Origin of the sequence: Proteus terrae, from assembly GCF_003144325.1 — a bacterium.
In the GTDB taxonomy this organism is placed as follows: Bacteria; Pseudomonadota; Gammaproteobacteria; order Enterobacterales; family Enterobacteriaceae; genus Proteus; species Proteus terrae.
Window position 1 is genome coordinate 138209 of record NZ_PENS01000005.1, and the last position, 23514, is coordinate 161722.

Annotated in this window: 24 protein-coding genes; 16 read left to right on the forward strand and 8 right to left on the reverse strand. The window is 34.9% G+C overall.

Annotated features, from left to right (window positions below; all coding sequences use genetic code 11):
- The first annotated feature begins 38 nt into the window (after positions 1-38).
- Positions 39-1505, forward strand: a complete 1467-nt coding sequence (guaB, locus tag DK857_RS05420; protein ID WP_109401737.1) for an IMP dehydrogenase — start codon at positions 39-41, stop codon at positions 1503-1505.
- 101 nt (positions 1506-1606) lie between these two features.
- Positions 1607-3184 carry a glutamine-hydrolyzing GMP synthase gene (gene guaA / locus DK857_RS05425; RefSeq protein WP_109393964.1) on the forward strand — a complete coding sequence of 526 codons (1578 nt, stop codon included), beginning with the start codon at positions 1607-1609 and terminating at the stop codon, positions 3182-3184.
- 401 nt (positions 3185-3585) lie between these two features.
- Here guaA and DK857_RS05430 read toward each other — a convergent pair whose 3' ends face one another.
- Entirely contained in the window at positions 3586-3939 is a 354-nt protein-coding gene (locus DK857_RS05430) for a hypothetical protein (protein WP_109401738.1), read from the reverse strand.
- Between the two features lie 147 nt (positions 3940-4086).
- Between DK857_RS05430 and DK857_RS05435 the strand changes: the two genes are divergently transcribed.
- Together DK857_RS05435 and DK857_RS05440 are read left to right on the forward strand one after the other, a co-directional pair.
- Positions 4087-4866: a nucleotidyltransferase domain-containing protein gene (locus DK857_RS05435; RefSeq protein WP_109401739.1), complete on the forward strand. Its 780-nt coding sequence runs from the start codon at positions 4087-4089 to the stop codon at positions 4864-4866.
- Positions 4850-5902, forward strand: coding sequence for a DNA polymerase beta superfamily protein (locus DK857_RS05440; protein ID WP_109393961.1), 1053 nt, complete (start codon positions 4850-4852; stop codon positions 5900-5902). The genes DK857_RS05435 and DK857_RS05440 overlap by 17 nt, the downstream gene beginning before the upstream one ends.
- Positions 5903-6030: 128 nt before the next feature.
- Here the strand turns inward: DK857_RS05440 and sra are convergent, their stop codons facing one another.
- Both sra and cutA read right to left on the reverse strand, forming a co-directional pair.
- Positions 6031-6264, reverse strand: a complete 234-nt coding sequence (gene sra / locus DK857_RS05445; RefSeq protein WP_109393960.1) for a stationary-phase-induced ribosome-associated protein — start codon at positions 6262-6264, stop codon at positions 6031-6033.
- Between the two features lie 390 nt (positions 6265-6654).
- Positions 6655-6963: a divalent-cation tolerance protein CutA gene (gene cutA / locus DK857_RS05450; protein ID WP_109393959.1), complete on the reverse strand. Its 309-nt coding sequence runs from the start codon at positions 6961-6963 to the stop codon at positions 6655-6657.
- A 371-nt stretch (positions 6964-7334) separates the two neighbouring features.
- Here cutA and DK857_RS05455 point away from each other — a divergent pair, with 371 nt between their 5' ends.
- The 4 genes from DK857_RS05455 to DK857_RS05470 all read left to right on the forward strand — a co-directional run bounded on the left by DK857_RS05455 (position 7335) and on the right by DK857_RS05470 (position 10823).
- On the forward strand, positions 7335-8318 hold the full coding sequence (locus DK857_RS05455) for a sugar-binding transcriptional regulator (protein WP_109401740.1): 984 nt from the start codon (positions 7335-7337) through the stop codon (positions 8316-8318).
- A 253-nt stretch (positions 8319-8571) separates the two neighbouring features.
- Positions 8572-9327 carry a molybdate ABC transporter substrate-binding protein gene (gene modA / locus DK857_RS05460; protein WP_109393957.1) on the forward strand — a complete coding sequence of 252 codons (756 nt, stop codon included), beginning with the start codon at positions 8572-8574 and terminating at the stop codon, positions 9325-9327.
- A 99-nt stretch (positions 9328-9426) separates the two neighbouring features.
- A complete protein-coding gene (locus DK857_RS05465; RefSeq protein WP_109401741.1) occupies positions 9427-10203 on the forward strand; it encodes an ABC transporter permease in 777 nt (258 codons plus the stop codon).
- Positions 10197-10823 carry an ABC transporter ATP-binding protein gene (locus DK857_RS05470; protein ID WP_109401742.1) on the forward strand — a complete coding sequence of 209 codons (627 nt, stop codon included), beginning with the start codon at positions 10197-10199 and terminating at the stop codon, positions 10821-10823. Before DK857_RS05465 ends, DK857_RS05470 begins: the two co-directional genes overlap by 7 nt.
- A 21-nt stretch (positions 10824-10844) precedes the next feature.
- Here DK857_RS05470 and DK857_RS05475 read toward each other — a convergent pair whose 3' ends face one another.
- Both DK857_RS05475 and DK857_RS05480 read right to left on the reverse strand, forming a co-directional pair.
- The gene (locus DK857_RS05475) at positions 10845-11537 is read right to left on the reverse strand and encodes an XRE family transcriptional regulator (protein ID WP_109401743.1); all 693 of its coding nucleotides are present in this window, start codon (positions 11535-11537) and stop codon (positions 10845-10847) included.
- Positions 11538-11647: 110 nt separating this feature from the next.
- Positions 11648-11905, reverse strand: a complete 258-nt coding sequence (locus DK857_RS05480; RefSeq protein WP_006532995.1) for a hypothetical protein — start codon at positions 11903-11905, stop codon at positions 11648-11650.
- 837 nt (positions 11906-12742) lie between these two features.
- Here DK857_RS05480 and DK857_RS05485 point away from each other — a divergent pair.
- Positions 12743-13150, forward strand: a complete 408-nt coding sequence (locus DK857_RS05485) for a DUF4878 domain-containing protein (protein ID WP_109393953.1) — start codon at positions 12743-12745, stop codon at positions 13148-13150.
- Complete coding sequence (locus DK857_RS05490) at positions 13129-13710, forward strand: YiiX/YebB-like N1pC/P60 family cysteine hydrolase (RefSeq protein ID WP_109393952.1); 582 nt, start codon at positions 13129-13131, stop codon at positions 13708-13710. The genes DK857_RS05485 and DK857_RS05490 overlap by 22 nt, the downstream gene beginning before the upstream one ends.
- A gap of 67 nt (positions 13711-13777) precedes the next feature.
- Here the strand turns inward: DK857_RS05490 and DK857_RS05495 are convergent, their stop codons facing one another.
- Positions 13778-14566 carry a glucose 1-dehydrogenase gene (locus DK857_RS05495; protein WP_109393951.1) on the reverse strand — a complete coding sequence of 263 codons (789 nt, stop codon included), beginning with the start codon at positions 14564-14566 and terminating at the stop codon, positions 13778-13780.
- 252 nt (positions 14567-14818) lie between these two features.
- Between DK857_RS05495 and DK857_RS05500 the strand changes: the two genes are divergently transcribed.
- Both DK857_RS05500 and DK857_RS05505 read left to right on the forward strand, forming a co-directional pair.
- Positions 14819-15523, forward strand: coding sequence for an RNA ligase family protein (locus DK857_RS05500; RefSeq protein ID WP_109401744.1), 705 nt, complete (start codon positions 14819-14821; stop codon positions 15521-15523).
- Positions 15520-16656 carry an AAA family ATPase gene (locus DK857_RS05505; protein WP_109393949.1) on the forward strand — a complete coding sequence of 379 codons (1137 nt, stop codon included), beginning with the start codon at positions 15520-15522 and terminating at the stop codon, positions 16654-16656. Before DK857_RS05500 ends, DK857_RS05505 begins: the two co-directional genes overlap by 4 nt.
- Before the next feature lie 142 nt (positions 16657-16798).
- Here the strand turns inward: DK857_RS05505 and DK857_RS05510 are convergent, their stop codons facing one another.
- Positions 16799-17290, reverse strand: coding sequence for a DUF4822 domain-containing protein (locus tag DK857_RS05510; protein ID WP_109393948.1), 492 nt, complete (start codon positions 17288-17290; stop codon positions 16799-16801).
- 957 nt (positions 17291-18247) lie between these two features.
- On the opposite strand from DK857_RS05510, the gene DK857_RS05515 reads away from it, so the two are divergent.
- The 4 genes from DK857_RS05515 (at position 18248) to DK857_RS05530 (ending at position 22362) form a co-directional block, all read left to right on the forward strand.
- Complete coding sequence (locus tag DK857_RS05515) at positions 18248-19468, forward strand: PfkB family carbohydrate kinase (RefSeq protein ID WP_109393947.1); 1221 nt, start codon at positions 18248-18250, stop codon at positions 19466-19468.
- Between the two features lie 27 nt (positions 19469-19495).
- Positions 19496-20233: a glutamine amidotransferase gene (locus DK857_RS05520; RefSeq protein ID WP_109393946.1), complete on the forward strand. Its 738-nt coding sequence runs from the start codon at positions 19496-19498 to the stop codon at positions 20231-20233.
- 130 nt (positions 20234-20363) lie between these two features.
- Positions 20364-21320, forward strand: coding sequence for a DMT family transporter (locus DK857_RS05525; protein WP_098942535.1), 957 nt, complete (start codon positions 20364-20366; stop codon positions 21318-21320).
- Between the two features lie 10 nt (positions 21321-21330).
- Positions 21331-22362 carry a methylphosphonate esterase gene (locus DK857_RS05530; protein WP_109401745.1) on the forward strand — a complete coding sequence of 344 codons (1032 nt, stop codon included), beginning with the start codon at positions 21331-21333 and terminating at the stop codon, positions 22360-22362.
- Positions 22363-22472: 110 nt separating this feature from the next.
- Here the strand turns inward: DK857_RS05530 and glpX are convergent, their stop codons facing one another.
- Positions 22473-23453: a class II fructose-bisphosphatase gene (gene glpX / locus DK857_RS05535; RefSeq protein ID WP_109401746.1), complete on the reverse strand. Its 981-nt coding sequence runs from the start codon at positions 23451-23453 to the stop codon at positions 22473-22475.
- Positions 23454-23514 lie beyond the last annotated feature (61 nt).

Genomic DNA, 23514 nt, shown 5'->3' on the forward strand with positions numbered 1-23514 from the left:
TTTCTATTTCCTAAAAGCCGCCTTGGTGAGATATTGCTATGTTACGAATTAAAAAAGAAGCACTTACATTTGATGATGTTTTGTTAGTTCCTGCACACTCCACTGTTCTTCCTAATACTGCCGACTTGTCCACTCAACTGACTGAAACAATCCGCCTAAATGTTCCTATGCTTTCTGCTGCAATGGATACTGTGACTGAAGCGCCTTTAGCTATCGCATTAGCTCAAGAAGGTGGAATTGGTTTTATCCACAAAAACATGTCTATCGAACGCCAAGCTGAAGAAGTTCGTCGTGTGAAAAAACATGAAAGTGGTGTTGTCACTGATCCTATCACCGTAACACCAGAAACTTCTTTACGTGAAGTTCAAGCAATGACTGAACGCAATGGCTTTGCGGGTTACCCAGTTGTGACCAATGACAACGAATTAGTGGGTATTATTACTGGTCGTGATGTTCGTTTTGTTACTGATTTAGACCAACCTGTTACAGCAGTAATGACACCAAAAGAGCGCTTAGTGACTGTACAAGAAGGTGAAGCACGAGATATTGTCATGCAAAGAATGCATGAAAAACGTGTAGAGAAAGCCTTAGTGGTTGATAACAACTTCCACCTGAAAGGAATGATCACTGTAAAAGACTTCAAGAAAGCAGAACGTAAACCAAATGCTTGTAAAGACGAACACGGTCGTTTACGTGTTGGTGCTGCTGTTGGTGCGGGTGCCGGTAACGAAGAGCGTGTTGCTGCATTAGTTGCTGCAGGCGTTGACGTTTTACTTATTGACTCATCTCACGGTCACTCTGAAGGTGTCTTACAGCGTATTCGTGATACTCGTGCATTATATCCAAATCTACCTATTATTGGTGGCAACGTTGCAACCGCAGAAGGTGCATTAGCACTAGCAGATGCTGGTGTGAGCGCGGTTAAAGTAGGTATTGGCCCAGGCTCAATTTGTACAACACGTATCGTAACCGGTGTGGGTGTACCACAAATTACTGCTATTGCAGATGCTGTTGATGCTCTGAAAGATCGCAACATTCCTGTTATTGCAGACGGCGGTATTCGTTTCTCTGGCGATATCGCAAAAGCATTAGCAGCAGGTGCAGCTTGCGTTATGGTTGGTTCAATGTTTGCAGGTACTGAAGAATCTCCTGGCGAGATCGAACTGTTCCAAGGCCGTTCTTATAAATCTTATCGAGGCATGGGTTCATTAGGTGCGATGTCTAAAGGTTCATCAGATCGTTACTTCCAAACTGATAATGCAGCAGACAAATTAGTACCAGAAGGTATCGAAGGTCGTGTTGCTTATAAAGGTTTATTGAAAACTATCGTTCATCAACAAATGGGTGGTTTACGCTCATGCATGGGCTTAACAGGCTGCGCAACAATTAAAGATTTGAATACCAAAGCTGAATTTGTTCGTATCAGTGGTGCGGGTATTCAAGAAAGCCATGTCCATGATGTGACCATCACAAAAGAATCTCCTAACTATCGCTTAGGTATGTAATTTATTCCGAGAAAGGCTTGTTTTAGTTATTACTTTGTTTTGATTATAAATTAGCAAGCCTTTCAACTTTATGACTTTATCTGTTTTGGAATTCACCACAAATGACAGCAAATATCCATAATCATCGCATTCTTATCCTTGATTTCGGTTCACAGTATACGCAGCTTATTGCTCGTCGTATTCGTGAAATCGGCGTTTATTGTGAACTCTGGGCATGGGATGTTACAGAAGAACAAATTCGTGAATTTAATCCTAATGGTATTATTCTGTCTGGTGGCCCTGAAAGTACTACTGAAGACAACAGCCCTCGCGCACCAGAATACGTATTCAATGCAGGCGTTCCTGTATTAGGAATTTGTTATGGTATGCAAACGATGTCGATGCAATTAGGTGGCGACGTCGAAGTTTCTGGTGAGCGTGAATTCGGTTATTCACAAGTTGAAATTCGTGAAACTTGCGCACTGTTCCGTGATATTCAAGATTCTGTTAGTGAAGATGGTAAACCATTATTAGATGTATGGATGAGCCACGGTGACAAAGTTACTGCTATTCCATCAGATTTTGTAACAGTAGCGAGCACAGAAACTTGCCCATTTGCTATCATGGCGAATGAAGAAAAACGTTTTTATGGTGTTCAATTCCACCCTGAAGTTACACATACCCATCAAGGTTTAGCGATTTTAAAACGTTTTGTTTTAGATATCTGTGGTTGTGATGCGCTGTGGACTTCTGCCGCAATTATTGAAGACACGGTTGCTCGTTTAAAAGAGCAAATTGGTGATGATCACGTTATTTTAGCGTTATCAGGCGGAGTTGACTCATCAGTAACTGCATTATTGTTAAACCGTGCGATTGGTAAACGTTTAACATGTGTATTTGTTGATAACGGCTTATTGCGTCTGAATGAAGCAGAACAAGTCATGGAAATGTTTAAAGGTAAATTTGACCTAAATATTATCCATGTTGAAGCGGAAGAGCGTTTCTTAACTGCGTTAAAAGGCGAGAATGATCCTGAGAAAAAACGCAAAATTATTGGTCATACATTCATTGAAATCTTTGATGAAGAAGCTGTTAAACAGCCACAAGTTAAATGGTTAGCACAAGGCACTATCTATCCTGATGTGATTGAGTCTGCTGCATCTGCAACAGGTAAAGCTCATGTAATTAAATCGCACCATAACGTGGGTGGCTTACCAGAAGATATGAAGCTGGGCTTAGTTGAGCCATTAAAAGAGCTGTTTAAAGATGAAGTGCGTAAGATTGGTTTAGAGTTAGGCTTACCATACAACATGCTTTATCGTCACCCATTCCCGGGCCCAGGTTTAGGGGTTCGCGTATTAGGTGAGATCAAAAAAGAGTACTGTGATTTATTACGTCGTGCTGATGCTATCTTTATCGAAGAACTGCATAAAGCTGATTTATATAACAAAGTAAGCCAAGCATTTACCGTGTTCTTACCTGTACGTTCAGTGGGTGTTATGGGCGACGGTCGTAAATATGATTGGGTTGTTTCATTACGTGCAGTTGAAACTGTGGACTTTATGACAGCGCATTGGGCACATTTACCATATGACTTCTTAGGTCGCGTTTCTAACCGTATTATCAATGAAGTGGGCGGGATTTCCCGCGTTGTTTATGATATCAGTGGTAAACCACCTGCAACGATTGAGTGGGAATAAAATAACGTTTATCAGCAATAGTTGACAAAGGTTAAAAAACCAAGAGCCATCAGTAAGTTACTGGTGGCTTCTAAAATATTATGGCGATAAATAACGAAAAATAATATTTGGTATTATACCTAATAAACTTAATATATTAGAAATAATAGTAATTAAATTCATTAGCATGAATTCTTATTCCTAATAACCTTCCTTAATTCTTTTTTTATATCCTCTTCAAACCATGTACTATTATCAATAATAACTATACCTTCAGTTTTATCCGCTAAAATAATTTCTGTGTTAATATCTCTCTTATTTAATAATATCTGTATATGTTGTAAATAGCGGCGTTTACCAGTAAACCAATTTCTATTAATGGTGAGTAAATTAATGGTATCGGTATATTCGTATCCTAACCATTATTTTAAATTAAGTAATGCGATTTTGTTTTCCTTAGAAAAGGTAGGGCGAAGAAGATAAAACTGACTGCCAGCAGCTTTGGCATCGTAGATATCTTGCAGAAAATCCTCGACACTTTCCCCACTGCCAACGATATTAATTTTACCCGTAAAGGTATTCACTAAATAAGCATTTACACCAATATAACAATGCTCTAGTTGATTATAAATAACATAACGCTCAGAGTTACAACGGATTATCCAAAAGTCTTGCTTAGGCGATAACTCACAAAAATAAATAGCAAACCGCTCACCACAAGGTGATGAATGGCAGTGATTAAGAACGATATCTTGTGCTTGTTGTGAGGTTATCATTTTAATTTATAAATCACCTAATTACACATGGGTAAAATGAGAATTTGACTAAGTTTGTCTTGGCTTATGTCTGTGTTATAACCATAGAATATTAGCGTTGAGATGTAAATTAGTGAAAAAAGTCACAAATAAGGAGATAAGGACATCATGCATAATGAGATATTAAAAAAATTACCGCAAATAGAACAAGAGCATCAAGTTAAATTACTTTATGTTGCGGAAAGCGGTAGCCGAGCTTGGGGATTTGCCTCAACAGACAGTGATTATGACGTGAGAGGTATTTTTATACGTCCTCGCAATGCCTATCTTTCTATCGATAAACCTAAAGAAACCTTTGAATGGATAGAAAACAGTTGGTTTGATGTTGGTGCTTGGGATATTACCAAAGCATTGCATTTATTACGTAAATCGAACTGTATATTATTAGAGTGGCTCCAATCACCGATAATTTATCAACAATATCCTAATGTCCAAAAAGAGTTATTTGAGCTTGCAAAACTCTATTTTCAGCCTAAGGTGATTGTTCATCATTACCGAGGAATTGCTAAAGTTGTGAGCGGAAATTCTTCTGAAAATAATGCAAAAAATGAAATTAGTGCAGAACCAATAAAGTTAAAAAAATGGTTTTATATGCTACGTTCTCTTTTATCTGCTTATTGGACAGTAAAAACAAGTGATATTCCACCAATGGAATTGGATAAGCTGATAAAGATTTTAACTGTTGAAGAACAAAAAGCCATCAAAGAGCTAGTAGAATTTAAATCAGATAAAGATGAGCATTTTACTTGGATCCCAACAGATGCGATGCAATATTTAGTGATTTCTTTATGGCAAGAGACAAATGTTCAATTGGTAAAAAGAACAGTGCCAGATAATGATATTTTAAATAATTGGTTTAGGAAAAAATTAGATGAAACTGACCATTGAAGATATAAAACCTTACCTTTTATTTGAAAGTATCGCTGGAAGTCGTTCTCATAACCTTGCGACGGAAACATCAGATACGGATATTAAAGGCATATTTTATCTTCCTAAAGATCTTTTTTATGGGTTGGAATACACGCCACAAGTCAGCAATGAAACCAATGATATCGTTTATTATGAACTAGGACGATTTATAGAACTATTGTGTGCATCTAATCCTAATATCTTAGAACTACTTAATTCACCTGAAGATATGGTTATTTATCGGCATCCTTTAATGTCATTAATAAAACCAGAATGGTTTCTATCTAAAACTTGCGTTCAAACATTTGTGCACTATGCACAGGGTCAGATTAAAAAAGCGCAAGGGTTAAACAAAAAAATCGTCAATCCGGTCGAAAAAAAATTAAAAACTATTCTCGACTTTTGTTATGTGATTGAAGACGGAAAAACAATTTTAATCAATACTTGGTTAGAGAATCGACATTGGAAACAAGAACATATTGGATTAACAAAACTTGCCCATGCTCAAGATATTTATGCAATTTATTATGATGATAAAGCGACTTATCAAGGAATAATAAAAAAAGAAAGTGCTAATGATGTATTGCTAAGTAGTATTTCTAAAATAGCAAAACTAGAAGGTTATCTTAGTTTTAATAAAGAAGGTTATAGCGCATATCGAAAACAATATCATGAATATTGGCAGTGGGTTGAGCAACGTAATAATGTTCGTTACCAACAAAATATCGATCATGGGCGAAGTTACGACAGTAAAAATATGATGCATACCTTTAGATTACTCTATATTGCATTAGGGATCGCACAAGAAGGAAAAGTGAAGGTTTGGTGTGATAACCGAGATGAGTTATTAGCAATTAAAGCTGGTCAGTTTAGCTATGATGAATTATTAGAACGTAGTAAAACTCTTATCAAGAATATTGAGAATGCATTTCAACTAAGCACATTGCCTGATGAAATTGAGCCTTCAATCGCAGAAGTTGTACTTATAAATATAAGAAAAGAGCTTTATAAATAGTGGAAAAATAAACTAGCCTAGAATACTAATATCCCTTACGTAATGTAAGGGATATGCTATTTTTAATATTTTAAGTATATAAACTGAATACAAAAATATTTATCAAATAGTGTTGACGTATAACTATATTAATTGGTTGCAAGATACTCTGGATAAGCATCTACTAACTTCATATAGACACGTTTGTGCTCTGCTTTCTTTCTGAAATCCTGTTTTAAACAGACTTTAGCTGCGTTTTTTAACTCAGCAGGTATATTTTCAGCGTTTGTAGAGGCAATAATGGAAAAACGCACTTTCCTTTTAGACCGACTTAAATTATAAGGTAAACCTAAAATACGTCTTGCGACTCTGTTTGTTTTCACAACTCACTCCTTTTTGCATTTAATTTAGAGAAAGCCTGTTTATTATAACAGAAAATAAAAAGAATAAGATGTTGGTAAGTTTATTAATTTAGCATTAAAAGCTATTTAGCCTATATATATTTAAAATATACTCATGCCAACAAAATTAATAATCTTCGGTTTATTATTTAATTAACCATCTGTATTATTATTGGCTAAAATCAAAATTATTTTTATTGTAAAGTATATTTAAAATACCTGTATTATTTTAAATAAGAAATTTAATTTAACATTTACAAAGAGTTATTTGTCTAATAATTGAGATGATATAAGATAATTTTATTTACAACTTATTATCATTTTTTTGAAAAAATATTAGAAAAGAGGTCTCACTAGAAATTTAACATTGTTTTAATTCAAGGATGTCTGGATCCAATTAATATAACCTTTAAAACCATTTTCAATCGGTACTATAATTACTTCAGGAGTATCGTAAGGATGTATTTCGACAAGAGTATCAATTAAGTTTTGCTGTTTGCTCTTTTCAGATTTTATCATCATAAGTATTTCATTATCTTCAATAATTTCATTATTCCAATGATAAATAGATTTGACTTGAGGGATTAAACTTACACAAGCGGCAAGTTTCGCATTGATGAGGTAGTGAGCAATTTCATTAGCGATTTTTTCATTTGGTGCCGTGGAGTATGCAATTATCATTATTTTTCCTGTTAAAATTAATTTGATTTTTCATAGCAACAATAAGGATTGGGTGATTTTAATTTTATCAAAATAAAACTTTTTAAAACTTAAAGCTAATATTTTTATTTTTAGCAAAATAAAACAGCATTTTCAAAAAAAACTTTCTCGATATGAACTGTTTACGGCATTATTAAGGGCTTTTTACGTATTATAAGGTTCTTGTAGTAAAGAAAAATATCAGGGTGCCGATATTATTAGTAGATTAATGAAATGTATCTATTTGTGTTATAAGGCTTAATTTTGCCAAAGACATTTTTATCTTCAATAATATCTCTAATATAAAATAAATTAATTAGTCATAAGATTTATAAAAATTTGTGGGGTTTAAAATGGATAATAATTCGCTAAAAAACGCGAGTTTATTTGATAATGATCCCGTTCTCTATGCTGCATGGCTTTACTATCAGGACGGACTCAGCCAAAGTGAAGTTGCAAATATAATGGGTGTTTCTCGTGTCACTGTAGTGAAATATTTGCATCTAGCTAGAGAAAAAGGATTCGTAAATATTAACTTGGATTCATCAGTATTTTCTACGATTGATTATGCCATAAGAATAAAAGCAAAATTCGATCTTAATAATGTGCTTATTTTACCTGATGAAGAAAAGAATAAATCGCAACATACTTTAAATATGAACAGAGAAAGATTAGCGAAAGCAGGAGCGATGTATCTTTCTCAGATAATTAATGACGATGATATTTTAGGTGTTGCTTGGGGACGAACAATTTATAAATTGGGTAATTATCTTCCACCCAAGTCATTAAAAAATATTACAGTACTACAAATGATAGGTGCAGTGGCACCACAGCCGGATTTTAAAACAACAGAAGCAGCCGCGTTAATCGCAAACAAGTTATCAGGCTGCAGTATTAATTTACATGTACCTGCGGTGGTATCTAGTGCACGCCTAGCAATGGAACTTCAAGCGGAGCCTATTATTAGGCGTAATTTTTCAGCACTAAATCAGTGTAATAAAGCTCTGTTTGTTGTGGGTAATACATGTGATGACAATCCTCTGATTACAACAGGGGTTTTAACGAGCAGTGAAATGGCTCAATATCGCGATTTGGGTGCTGTGGGTGTAATTTGTGGGCGTTTTTATGATGCGCAAGGCAATCCTTTAGTTTCTGATATTGATCTTAGGATTATGGGCATAAGCCTTGCTCAGTTAAGACAAATAGCACAGCGACTTTTTATTGCAGGTGGCGTGGAAAATATTCAAGCAACAATAGGGGCGATAAAAGGAGGTTACGCCACTGATATTGTGATTGATGAAGTGACAGCATTGGCATTATTAGAGCTAGATTATTAGTAATAAAATCCTCGTGAAAGCGAGGATTTGTCGGCAAACCGCTAGTTTAATATCTACTTATCTCTGATAAAAATAAAATATTTGAAGCATTTATTTTGAGTAGTTTCTTTTGTAAAGCTTACACATAAAGAAAAAGATAAAAATGATAAGTTGTTAACATTTTTCTTTTTTTTTATATGGGTCTCTTGCCTTAAACAGTTATATCATTCATTATATAAAAAATTATATAGCGATAATTAGGGTCTCCACTTTTATGAAATGCCAATTGCTTGCTGGTTTAGGACTAGCATTAGGATTAATTTGTCATAATACATTTGCAGCCGAGCTTCATCTTTATGCTGGAGCTGGGTTAAAACAACCCGTAGAGCAAGTTGTAAGTGTATTTGAAAAAGAGACAGGAAATAAAGTCACTATTGAATATGGCGGTTCAGGTCAAATATTAACACGCTTTAATTTAACTAAGCAGGGGGATTTATTCTTTCCTGGTTCACAAGATTATGTTGAAAAGTTAGATAAAGAAGGACAAGTCGTTAATCAGTATTCTATTGTTCGTCATATTCCAGTTATTGCTGTGCGTAAAGATAAAGCGGGTGATATTAAAACACTAGAAGATCTTGCTAATAGCTCATTAAAACTAGGAATGGGTGATGCTAAAGCTATCGCACTAGGAAAAAGTGGCGAGCAACTCATTGATGCGTCAGGTCAAGGTGATAAATTACGTAATAAGGTTGTTGTGCGCACAGCAACGATTAAACAATTGCTTATATATTTATTAAATGGGGAAGTGGATGCCGCCATTATTGGATATGCAGATGCAATGAAAAACCAAGATAAACTTGTTTTACTTCCAGTTCCTGAAGGCAGTCCAGAAGAAGTGGCAACACTTGCTGTTTTAAAAACATCAGCAAGCCCAAAAGAAGCACAATTACTTGCTGATTATTTTACGCGTGCTGAAGGGATAAAGGCTTTTACTGATTATGGTTTTCTTCCTGTAATTTTGAAACCATAGATTTTTTCTCACATAAATTGTGTTTTTTCGCCACCAACTCACTGGTGGCTTTTTTCATTATTACAGCAAAATAAATATCTATCTTAAAAAGGAAATAACGTGTTTCGATGGGCATTAATTCCACTTTTTTTGTTGTTATTTCTGATCTTAGGATCGCTAATTGCACTAATATGCCAGCTTTCTTATGTTGAATTGAGGCAAGTTATTACTGATCCTGAATTCCATTTTGCTATTGGTATGTCACTTAGTACAGCGTTAACTTCTTTATGTCTGGCTATTATCCTAGGTGTGCCAGCAGCATGGGCGATGGCAAGAATTCCTTTTAAAGGACATCGTTTTATTGATGCATTATTAGATTTACCCTTGGTGACTCCTCCATTAGTTATCGGTATCGGATTATTATTATTGTTAGGAAATCAAGGGCCTTTAACAGGAGTTTTCCCTGAATTATCTCGCTCTCTCTTTTCACCATTGGGTATTATTATTGCCCAAACTTATGTCGCTAGCGCGATTATTATGAGAAATAGTCTCTCTGCTTTTAAATCTGTTGATCCTGCTTATATTCAAACTGCACAAAATCTAGGATTAACGCCAACAAAAACATTTTTCCTGATTGAGATCCCTCTATGTTGGCCAGCTTTAATGAGTGGAAGTATCATTGCATTTTCTAGAGCTTTAGGTGAATTTGGCGCTACATTAATGTTAGCTGGTGCAACAAGATTAAAAACAGAAACGTTACCTATGGCAATTTATTTAAATATCGCCAGCGGAGACTTCACTCTGGCAATAGGTTGTGCACTTGTTCTTATCGCTATCGCGATTACTTTACTATTTGCGTTACATCGTTTGCAGCGAGAAAGGAAAAGATCATGCTAGAAATTCGTTCATTAACAACGGGTATATTAAAAGATGTTTCGCTGAACGTAGAGAAAGGAACATGCTTAGGAATAAGTGGTACATCTGGAAGTGGTAAAACAACGCTTTTAAATGCGATTGCTGGATATACATCATACTCTGGTGATATCTATCTTGCAGATAAAAATATAAATAAACAACCAGTGTGGTTACGTTCTTGTCGATATTTAAATCAACGGCTTTATTTATTTCCGTTTATGACGGTGACACAAAATTTATGGCTAGCACAATATGGTGCAAAACAGAAACGAAGCAAGGAGAGAGAAACGGCGATATTAGAACAAATGGGAATTGCGCATCTCGCGGCACGTTATCCTCATCAAATATCAGGAGGGGAGCAACAACGCGTCGCATTGGCTAGAGCTCTTATTAGCCAACCCAAACTTTTACTACTGGATGAACCTTTTTCGAGTTTGGATTGGGAAACACGTTATCAGCTTTGGGATTTAATTGTTTCCTTAAAATCTAAGGAAATAACGATGATCATGGTTACTCATGAGCCTCGTGAAATCAGAGCACTAGCAGATAAAACGGTTTTATTATCTAAAGGACAAGTTGTTATTGAAAATTCTATACTATGAAATTATTGCCTTGCTTATTGATTACCATGCCATTACTGACCAATGGATAATACGGCCCATAATTTTTACAGAATCAGTTTCCGCAGATTCATCAGGAAACTCGTCTTTATTATAGCTACGTATAATCAATTTACCGCCCGGTTGACGGTAGAGCAGCTTTATTCTAAATAAGGCATCTTGTTCGATAGCATAAATGCCACCATCAACAATGCGTGTGTTACCTGTATCAACCGTAACTGTTGAGCCATTTGGAATAACAGGTGACATACTATCGCCATAAACAGAAAAGCAAATAACGTTCTGAGAAGATGCGCCATAACGGCGTAATGTGCTTTTTGAAAATCTCAATTTATATCCATTATGATCTTCGTTAGTACAACAACCGTCACCCGCTGCGAGTTCGATACTTTTAAAATAGGGAATTTCCACTTCATCAGTACCTAAAGGGGTATTACTGTCCCATTCACTTACTGGTTGCCATTCATCCTCTGGTGGAATTTCAGAATTCACATTGGGTTGTTCTTTACCTTCGAGTAGCCAAGCTAAATCACAATTTAATGCTTTTGCTAATTCAGGTAAAAAACGGGGACGTTTAGTTTTACCACTTTCTAGCTGTTCTATGGATTGCTGCGTTGTGCTTGCTAAAGTAGCAAGTTCTGATTGTGTTAAACCTAACGCAATGCGTTTATCTTTGGTACGTTTCGCAATAGACATTAGTGACTCCTAATACGTGTCCTTACATATTCAAGTACAAAGAGTATATCGTAAAAAGAAAACAAATTAAATTGTATTTTATCTTAATCATAAAATTAAGAATAAATTAATTACTTAATTTTGAAAACATCGTCTGCACTATCTGGTGGGGTGAGATAAGGGTTTTCATCAGTAACTTCAGGATCTCTCAAGACTTCTCCACAGAAAATAATAAGGTCCGGTCTTTTTTGTTTTAAGTAGTTAAGCCGTGTTGTGCATTCGTCTTTAGTATAAATTGTTTCTGTAACAGGAACTGCATCACAAGAATCATTTCCACATGGACTTACCAACAACACATAACCGACCAGCATGAGCTGTGAAGTAAACATAAAATATCCTTTTAACTATTCATGTTTGGTCATCAAAATCAGACCGCTAGATTACCTATTTGTTGATAAAAAAGCAGTTTCTATTTGTCTTAAATAGCATTAATGATGCAAAAAGGTGTATGTGATCACAATTTTTCTAGTGTTTGTTTGTATTTTTTTGCAATGTGTTATAGGCGAAAGACCCAAATATTAGGCAATAACATGCTATGATATATTGTGAAAACAAATAGAATTGTTTTTTAGTCTGTTTGGTTGTTGTAATATTGTTATTTGTAATATTAAATTGATATTCTCTATGAAATATTAATTTAAATGATGTTTGTTAATTAGATAAATTAAGATGAAATACATTATATTTAGTAAAAATTAAAGTGGTTACAGCAATAAATAGAGAATAATTTTATTTTAAGGTTATTACAAAAATAATAAAATTTATTCTTATTAACACTTGCTCTTAATTATATTCATTAAAATGAAAGTAAAAAGTCAAAAAGTAGAGATGAATTCTTTATTATCTATTGATTATAAAGGATAAAAAAATAAATTACTTTCATTGTGTAACTAGTAAGTTCTCTGTGATAAATAGAGTTACTCTTTTTATAATATGTTGCAAAACTAATTAAACTTCATTTAATCGCCCCTCACAAATAGTGAGTGATATAAAAATATGCCGAAATCTATTTTTATCACGTATAATTTATCGATAAGAAAGGCGAAGTTAGCTCTCTTTATTAAATTAATTTTAAATAATGTATTTGCTACCTTATATTCTAATATGGAAAATATTTTATATAAGATTTTTTTGGCCAAAATAACTTTTTATGATGATGGTGAATTATGTTAAAGAAAATTGTAGGTTCTCTGTTTTTAATATTTACAGTCATGGCATTATCAGCTTGTGGTGATAAAACGGATGATCCAGGGCAGGCTGCAGTTGCATTTGTTGAAGCAGTTGCTGAAGGGAATGGGGATAAAGTCATTTCATTAATTCACTTAGGTGATATGGAAGGAGATCCAAGAGCTGAACAATTTAATAGCAAATTTAAAATGATTGTAGAAGAGACTGGAAAACAAGTTAAAAAGCAAGGTGGCTTGAGTAAAGTTGAAGTTATCAGTATTGAATACAGTGAAGATAAAAATAGTGCAATTGTGACATTAAAAACTGTATTAAAAGATGGTGTGGAAAAAAATCAAGCACAAGAGATGATTAATGTCGATGGTAAATGGAAAGTTGCCATCAAGTGATTGTTCGCACTTTTAATATTTTCGCTTTATTCTTAGTGGGTGCATTTTATGCACTCGCTTTGCCTCATGACTTAAAGAACGGTGATTTGGTTTTTCGGGATGGGGATGAAGTTATTAGTGAGATAATTAAACAAGTTGATAAAAGCGGGTTTAGCCACGTAGGTATGCTGTGGATCTCTGATAACGGCATTCAAGTGATCCATTCAACACCCAGTGAACATAATAATATAAAAGATGGTGTTACTGTGGATAGTCTTGAATTTTTCATTACTCGAGCAAAGCTTAATTCAGTTCGTTTTTACCAAGTAAAAGGAAGTAAAGAAGCAAGAGAGATTGCAGTGCAAACTGCATTAGAACGAGTGGGTGAAAATTTTAGTATTTACCCGAAGCAAGGTGTTTATTGTACAGAATTAGTTGCTGATGCGTGGCTAAAGGCGGGAGTATCTATTTCAACAGGAACTCAAAAATTAGATATGCCATTTATTTCAGATATTTCTTTTATTCTTCCTGAAAATTTAATCAACTCTGAAAATGTTTTTATTTATTTAGAAAAAGAATAAATCATCACACCCCCACTTCTTAGTCATTTTAATAACCAAAAAGTGGGTGTTTTATTACTCGTTAGTCTTAACCCTTACCGCCTTGAAAAGAAGAGTAAAGGGTCATTCCACCATCAATAAAAATGGTCTGTCCTGTAATATAGGTTGATTGTTCTGATGCTAACCATGCGGCAACGTTAGCAACCATTTCTGGTTCAGCTGCATATCTCATCGGGATCATATTTTCTAATTCTTCACGAAGAGTATCGTCTTGCATTTTTTCTTGATTGATAGGCGTATTTATTGCTCCTGGGCCAATCGAATTAATTCTAATGCCGTGGCTTGCATATTCAAGAGCAAGAGATTGAGTCAGCATTCTTACACCACCTTTACTTGCGGCATAACTTGCAAATGTTGGCCAAGGGATAATCTCATGAACAGACGACATATTAATGATATTGCCTTGAATGTTATTTTCTACAAAATATTTTAATGCAGAGCGGGCAGTGAGAAAATAGCTTGTTAAATTTACATCGATAATTTTACGCCAGTCAGCTAAATCAACAGCGTGAGAAGGTGTTTGTGTTTCAATACCTGCGTTATTAATAAGAAGATCTAGCTTACCAAAATGGTTTATAGCGCAATAAATAAGATTATGAGCAATATCCTCGTTACTAATGTCACCCCCAAAAATAATTGCTTTACCTGAATTTAATTTATTTAAATCAGTTGCAAGGCATTGGGCCTCTTTTTCATTAGAATGATAATTAATTACGACATTCATTCCTTCAGCGATTAATCGAGATACAACAGCAGCACCAATACCTCTTGATGAACCTGTAACAACAGCTACTTTTCCTTGGAGATCGTTGTACATGTTTCCTCCGATATTTGATGTTAAAATTAGGCAAAAAAGTAATATAAGAGATAAAAAAGTTATTTATCTAGCACTCTATTCAGCTTGAGGTTAATATAACCATCTCCTTATTTTCTCTCTCTCTTTATTGTAGGTTGTTATTATGTAATACGCATTAAGGCACTGAAGGAATAGTGCAAATACAGAAAAATTGACTTACCGAATTTCTCTTTAAATTTGGTAGACCTTCTGTTACTTAATGAGTATTAAATCATGAATAATCAATCACAAAAATATGATAGAACCTATCACTATCCTTTTTCACCAGGCATAACAAATGACGATCGTATAAATGCGCAATGGTGGCAGGATATTTGCCAAATAAAACAACTTATCCATACAGAAAAACTGGATGGAGAAAATAATTGCCTAAATAAATGGGGGGTTTTTGCTCGCTCGCATGCAGCCCCGACTCAATCAGCGTGGACATCTCAATTACGTCAACGTTGGCAAATGATGAAAAACGATTTAGGTGAGTTAGATATTTTCGGTGAAAATCTATATGCCATTCATTCTATTGAATATACACACTTAGAAGAATATTTTTATGTGTTTGCAGTTCGTTATAAAGATAAATGGCTAAGTTGGGAAGAAGTGCAGTTTTATGCTTCTCTCTTTGATCTGCCAATAGTACCAGAAATTAAACTGCCTGAATGTCAGGATAAAACTGATTTTGAAAATATGATTGTTTCACAAGCCCAACAGGCAAGTTTTTTTGAATCACAAGATGTTTTAACGCAAAAACCAAGCCCAATGGAGGGTATTGTTACACGAGATGCTCAGTCGTTTTCTTTAGATGATTTTTCACATCGTGTTTTTAAATATGTTAGAAAAGACCATGTTAAAACAGATGTTCATTGGAAAAAAAATTGGCGACGAGCCCCTTTAATTTGGGAAAAAACACAGGAGCCTCAATGATGCTTCATAAGAAATTACATACTGAAATGTCATGGGAACACCTCTGTGAACTGTATGATGAAATTAGTGATATGGCAGGTGTTATGCAGGATCCTATTCATCATGCAGAAGGTGATGTGGCGATACATACACAAAGAGTAATCAATTCAGTTAAATCATTGCCAGAATATGAAACGTTAACTGAAAGAGAACAGCAAATTTTATGGATCTCGGCACTTCTTCATGATGTAGAAAAGCGTTCTACAACACGAGAAGAAGAGGGACGAATTGTTTCACCGGGTCATGCACGTAAAGGTGAATTGACAACGCGTCTTTTTCTATATGAAAAAGTGCCTTTAAATTTTGCAGATAGAGAGCAGATCGCGGCTTTAGTTCGTTTTCACGGATTACCGCTATGGGTGATGGATAAACCTGATCCTAAAAAAGCGCTGCTTGCTGCATCATTAAGAGTAGATTGTTATTTATTGGCATTATTGGCTAAAGCTGATGTTTTAGGGCGAGATTGTGAAGATAAGAAGGCACTTTTTGATAAAATTGCGCTATTTACACTTTATTGCGAAGAGTTAAATTGTTGGCGTAGAGTCGCTCCATTTACTTCAGATGATGCTCGTTTTCACTATTTTTATACAGAGAATAGTACTGATTGCAATTATGAGCCTTATCCGGAAAAAGGAAGTGAGGTTACGGTGTTATGTGGATTACCGGGTATGGGAAAAGATACCTTTATTCGCCAACATTGTGCTGATATTCCGATTGTGAGTTTAGATGATCTCCGTCGCCAGCATAATATTAAACCTGATAATAGAGATGCTAATGGTTGGATAGCTCAGCAAGCAAAAGAACAAGCCCGTATTTATTTACGAGAGCATAAACCTTTTGTTTGGAATGCCACCAATATTACGCGAAAAATGCGAGATCAGCTTATCTCTTTATTTTATCGCTATAATGCTAAAGTCACCTTGGTTTATATTGAAGTTCCTTATGCGCAATGGCAGAGGCAAAATAATGCACGAAATGAAGCTGTGCCAGTTAAAGTAATGGAACGCATGTTGAGTAAATTGGAAGTACCCACACCAGAAGAAGCGCATAAAGTGATTTATTGGATTGAAGGGCAATCTCAGACCATACTTTAATAATTTGATTAATTTCAGTGAAATGACAAGTAGGTTATAAAAATAAAGTGAGGGTTACTTATAAAAATAAGCAACCCTTTTTTATTTATTAAGCAGGACTAATTTAGTAGGGTTAATTTGCAGGTAAAACAACGCATTAAGTTTATTTTTTAACGTGATGAATAATATCAAAATAGGTATTACGATCATCCGCATTTGGATAAATACGATAGGTATACTCGTCATTTTTAACCGTGATATTTTCTACATCTCGGGTGAAGAGCGTTTTGCCTTCAGTATCTTTCGCAACTAAGGTACGTATTTTTCCATCATCTGAGATTGACCAGTCACCTTGCATTTTTTGTTTACCTTCAGGTGTAAACATAATAAACGTGCCATTAGGGTAGTATTCAGCAAGGCCAAAATAATTGGTTACTTGCGCATTATCTGCAGTTGTTTTATTACCTTTTTCATCGATAGCATCTGTCGTTACCCAGACTTTTTCTATCATGATTTTTTCATAATCATTAAGCTCTTTTTGAGCCTGAATAACACCTTGAGTTTGAATATTGGTAGATGGTGTTGAACTCTCTGCAGCGAAAAGAGAAAAGCTAGCGCTTAATAATGAGATTGCGATAAGTGATTTTATTTTCATTGATATATCCTTATTTTATATTGTGCTTTTGTCAGGTATTTATGTTGTGTCTGACGGTATGAATAAATTTAAGTCTAAAATAGGCAAAGTGCGAGGAAAGAAGTATGTCTAAATGTTTCTGATAAAAAGACTTTTTGACAAAAACAAATAGTTTAAAATATCGATATATTTATTTTTATTGACATTATTATCTGCATTTATTCTTATTTTAGATGTAATTACTGTGAATAAAGTGGTTAAAAAAACAAATCATATTTATAGATGGTATAGAAAATAGATAAAAACCATTCTTGATTTACAATATGAATTCAAAGATTGACTTACATGTGAACTAAATAGACAAAGGTGATGACTTTTTTATCTAACTAAATGTTACTTAGATCACAAAAATGAAAGATGAAAAATGAGTATGTTTTAAGCATTGCTTTTGCATTACTTAAGTAATTTACGTCCTTTGTCAAAAGGGTATCGTTTTCTTTGGTGTTTAATGATTAGAATTCCTTTATGGTAAATTCTGACTAAAAATCAGAGATGATAAAAATAATTAATGCATTGCTCGATTCAATTAGATTGTGTTTTATTTAAGCATTATTACGATTATTTTACAGAAATATAAAGTGATTTTTTTGTAATGTCTTATTTATAAAAGTAAATTTTATTCTTGTATGTGGAATTTTAATATTATTTCCTGAGGATAGGTAAAAAGTAATATTAAATTTATTTATACTAAATAAGTTAAGGTTACGTTATTTAATAACTCTATTTTTTATAAAAAATGAATAAATCTCAAATTTATTTATTAAATAATCTTACGGTTTTCATTGTTTATTTCTGTTTCTTTTTGTTTTTTATTTTTGTATTTCTGCTTTTTTTTGCTTTTAATAAATAACATATGATTGTAATCACAATCCAATAACAACTAATAAACTAAAGTTGTTGCCATAGAGGTAACATTAAATGAAAGCAGAACGTCATAAGAAAATAATTAATCTGATCAAAGGTAATGGTGCAGTAAAAGTTTCTGTTTTGGCTAAAGAACTTAATGTTACCAAAGAAACAATACGATCAGATTTAAATACACTAGCAGAAAAGGGAATTATAAAAAGATGCCATGGTGGCGCTTTTATAGAATTTGAAACATTAGACAAAGTAGCTAAGAAAGAAATTATACAATTTCTAGAATGTAATGATCAAATTGATAAAAACGATTTAGCAAACAAGACGGCAATAAATAAGGTGTGCGTACTGGGGTCATTTAATGTTGATATGATTAGCTATCTTCCTAGATTGCCAGAAGCCGGGGAATCCTTATTATCGAATAAATTTATCTTCTCACCAGGAGGTAAAGGCTGTAACCAAGCACTGGCTGCGAGTTATGCTGATGCGCAGGTACATTTTATTACTAAGATAGGCACTGATCAATTTAGTGATTATGCAGTTAATTTTATATCGTCATCAAGAATAAAAACATCAACGATATATCAAACTGAAAATTACCAAACAGGAACAGCTTCTATTTTTGTTTCGGAAGAGAGTGGGGAGAATATTATTTCTATTTACTCTGGTTCTAATATGGATATTTCTGCTGATGAAGTAAAAATACAGAAAGATAAAATTATTGATGCAGATATAATTTTACTACAATTAGAAACAAATATTGAAGCATTAAAGGAAATTATTGCTATTGGAAATGAGAATAATATTCCTATTATTCTTAATCCAGCACCTTATAACAAAATAGTTAATGAATTACTTCCAATGATAGATGTATTAACACCTAATGAAACGGAAGCGAGTTTATTATCTGGAATAGAAGTACTTGATTTAGAGTCCGCAAAAAATGCTGCGGTTTCTATTTATCAGCAAGGCGTAAATAAGGTGGTTATTACGCTGGGTAGTAAAGGTTCGTTAGCTTATGACGGATATAAGTATATTTACTCGCCGGCATATCCGGCAGTTGTAAAAAATACAGCAGGGGCAGGTGATGCTTTTAATGGTGCGCTCGCTGCCTCGTTGGCAAAAGGAAAGCAGTTTTCTTATGCGTTACGCTATGCATCAGCTTTTTCATCATTAGCTGTTGAGACGAGTAATGCTTCAGAAATGCCTGAAGATATTAATGTCATGCATCGCATCAATCAAACAACATATTCACAGATTGTCACCCAATCCCCTGAATAAATAATCTTTTTTGAAAGAGGAATAAAAATGAAAATCTTATTTATTGGTGAGTCATGGCATATTCATATGATCCACTCCAAAGGCTACGACAGTTTCACTTCCAGCAAATATGAAGAAGGTTCAACGTTCTTATTAAGTTGCTTAAGAGAAAAGGGTGTTGAAGTTGATTATATGCCTGCTCATACCGTTCAGGTTGCATTCCCACAAACGGCTGAAGCATTAGCTAAATACGATGTCATTGTCATTAGTGACATTGGTGCAAATACGTTCCTTCTGCAAAACGATACTTTCTATAACATGAAAGTTATTCCTAACGCATTAGGGTTAATTAAAGAGTTTGTAGTTAATGGCGGTGGTTTATTAATGATTGGTGGTTACCTGTCATTTATGGGTATTGAAGCTAAAGCAAACTACAAAAACACATTACTTGCAGAAGTTCTGCCTGTCGAAATGCTGGATGGTGACGATCGTGTTGAAGCGCCTGAAGGTGTATTTGCAAGTGCTGTGAATGCTCAGCATGCATCAGTAAAAGGTTTTGGTGAATGGCCTATGTTCCTTGGCTATAACAAAGTTTCAGCTAAAGAGAATACAGAGACGGTATTGAATATTGGCGAAGATCCATTGTTGGTATTTGGTCAATTTGAAAAAGGGAAAACGGGCTGCTTTATGAGTGACTGTTCTCCTCACTGGGGTAGTAAAGAATTCTTAGCATGGCCTCATTATGCAGATATGTGGGTCAACATTCTTAAACAAATTGCCCGTTAATTTGCATTAAGAATAACTGTCATAAAAAGTAAAAAAGCGCAGAGTTGCCGCTCTGCGCTAATAAAAAACCGATTACTTGAAAAATAAAAAAAGAAATCACTCATAGCCAATAATCCAAAAGGAACATCTTATGAGTACAAAAAATTTATCAACACCATTGCTGATGTTAGCAACTGTGTTAGCAGGTATGCTATCACCAATGCAGTCTGCGGTGAATGGGCAGTTAGGGCATGTTTTAAAAGATGGTAACGCGAGCGCAGTTATTTCTTTTGCCAGTGGTTTAGTGGTGATGTTTTTTATCATCATGTCGAAAAAACAGTATCGCCAGCAATTTGCTTCAATTCCAAGTTTAATTAAAACGCGCAAAATTCCATTATGGAACTGGTTTGCAGGTCTTTGTGGTGCAATGGTTGTTTTCTCTGAAGGGGCTTCTGCAAGCGCATTAGGGATCGCAACATTCCAAACAGCATTAATCTCAGCACTCTTATTATCAGGCTTATTGTGTGACCGCTTTGGTGTTGGTGTTGATGAGAAAAAATATTTCACGCCATATCGTGTATTAGGTGCAGTATTAGCCGTTGTTGCAACTTTATTTGTGGTTTCTCCACAATGGCACTCAACCTCATTTATCTATCTAGCAATCTTACCTTTCCTCGCAGGTTTATTAGCCGGTTGGCAGCCAGCAGGTAACTCTAAAGTTGCAGAAGCAACCGGTTCTATGATGGTGTCTATTACTTGGAACTTTATTGTTGGCTTCACTGTTTTAACCATTGCTCTTATTGTTCGTATGGCATTAGGCCATATCACTCTTGAATTACCAGGTACTTGGTGGATGTATTTAGGTGGTCCTTTAGGACTCATGTCTATCGCATTAATGGCTATTTTAGTTCGTGGTTTAGGCTTGCTGATGTTAGGAGTTGCTTCAACAGCGGGTCAATTATTAGGTTCTGTATTAATTGACTTATTATTACCTTCATTAGGCAATACCGTTTATTTAGTGACAATCATCGGTACATTATTTGCGCTAGTAGGTGCGATTGTAACCACAATCCCTGAATTCAGAGCCACTAAGTCAGTAAAAGCGTAGGAGTATCGTAATGAAAGGTTATATTCAAACCGTAACTGGCCCCGTGAAAAAAGAAGATATGGGGCTAACATTGCCCCATGAACACCTCTTTAATGATCTCTCAGGTGTTGTTGATGAACCTTTTTATGAATTCTCGCACGTGTTAGTTGATAAAAAAGTGAGTGCAGATATTCAGTGGGGGCTTAAATACGATCCATATTGCTGCTGCGATAATATGGATAAGAAACCAATCGAAGATGTTATTTTTGAATTAAATAACTTCAAAGAGTTAGGTGGAAGAACAATTGTTGATGCAACTGGCTCTTCATCTATTGGACGTGATATTAGAAAACTAAGACAAGTTGCAGAGATAACAGGCATTAACGTTGTGGCTTCTTCCGGGCTTTATATTGAGAAGTTTGAAGGAAAACGACTAGCTGATGATATTGATGCAATGGCAAAAATCATTGATGATGAATTGAATGTAGGTATCGATGGTACTGACATTCGTGCAGGTATGATTGGTGAAATTGGTGTTTCTCCCTTCTTTACTGATGGTGAGAAAAATAGCTTAAGAGCAGCTGCTATTGCACAAAATAGTAATCCTCATGCATCGATGAATATTCATATGCCGGGTTGGCAGCGTCGTGGTGATGAAGTTTTAGATATTCTATTAACTGAAATGGGATGTAATCCCGCTAAGATTTCATTGGCACACTCTGATCCATCAGGCAAAGATATTGATTATCAATGCAAAATGTTAGATCGTGGTGTTTGGCTTGAGTTCGATATGATTGGCCTCGATATCTCTTTCCCTAAAGAAGGGGCTGCACCAAGTGTTATGGATACCGTAGAAGCTGTCGCAAGCTTAATTGAAAGAGGTTATGGTAGCCAAATCGTATTAAGCCATGATGTGTTCTTAAAACAGATGTGGGCAAAAAATGGGGGAAATGGTTGGGGATTTGTTCCTAATGTATTCCTTTCATTATTGGCTCAGCGTGGCATTGATAAATCTATTATCAAAAAATTATGTGTTGAGAATCCAGCCAATTTATTGGCTTAAATCTGAAGTGAATAAATAACAATAAATATACCCCTTGAAATAAATTTAGCGGCACTTTAATCGAGTACCGCTTTTTTTATGTCTCAAGGAAAGAAAGACAAATTGAGGTATTAACGTAAATGGTAATTCTCAATATAACGTAATGAATGTGTTGAACCATTAATCACTAAAGAGTGTGTTTGTAGGTATTGGGTTTGTTGATTAACACCCGATAAGAAATCACCAGCAGTAATTGCGGTTGCTGCAAACATAACATCTTGGTTACGTACTAATGTGTCTAATGACAATTTGGTATTTACATCAGTCCCCATTTTATGACAACGAGCAATTTCAGAGACGGCATATTCTCTATTTTCTGCACTGTTTCCTTTTGCGATATCACGAGTAATTAAACGTGCTTGCATATCACCGCCTAATGCCTTAGCAATCGCAGCACTAATAACACCTTCAGGTGCTCCACCAATGCCGTACATAACATCAATACTGTTATTAGGCATTGTGGCATATAAAGAGGCTAAAACATCACCATCAGGAAGTGTAATAACATTAATGCCTTTAGCGCGTAGGTCTTTAATAATATCGTGGTGACGTGGTTTATCTAAAATAGCGAGAGTTAATTGCTCAATAGATTTATTTAATGTTTGTGCAATAGCATCAAGGTTATATTCAAGACAATGGTTAAGGTCAATCACGCCGGCAGCTTGCTTACCAACAATTAATTTTTCCATATACATGTCGGGAGCTTGTAAAAAACTGCCTTCAAAGCCAGCAGCTAAAATTGCTAGGGAATTATTTTCACCTGTTGCTACCATACGAGTACCGTCAATTGGGTCAACAGCAATTTCTATTTTATCGCCTTTCCCATTACCGACTTTTTCGCCAATATAAAGCATAGGTGCTTCATCTATTTCACCTTCACCAATGACAATTTCACCATTGATATTTAGGCTATTCAAACGTTCACGCATAGCACTGACAGCGGCATCATCTGCTGCATTTTTATTTTGTTTTCCAATCCAAGGCATTGCTGCAATAGCTGCAGCTTCTGTTACAGAAGCGATAGCGTTAGTTAATTCGTCATTTAATTTCATATTATGAGTGTGTTTTGCGATATAAATGGAAGATTAAGATAGGTTACCGATCATACCTTTT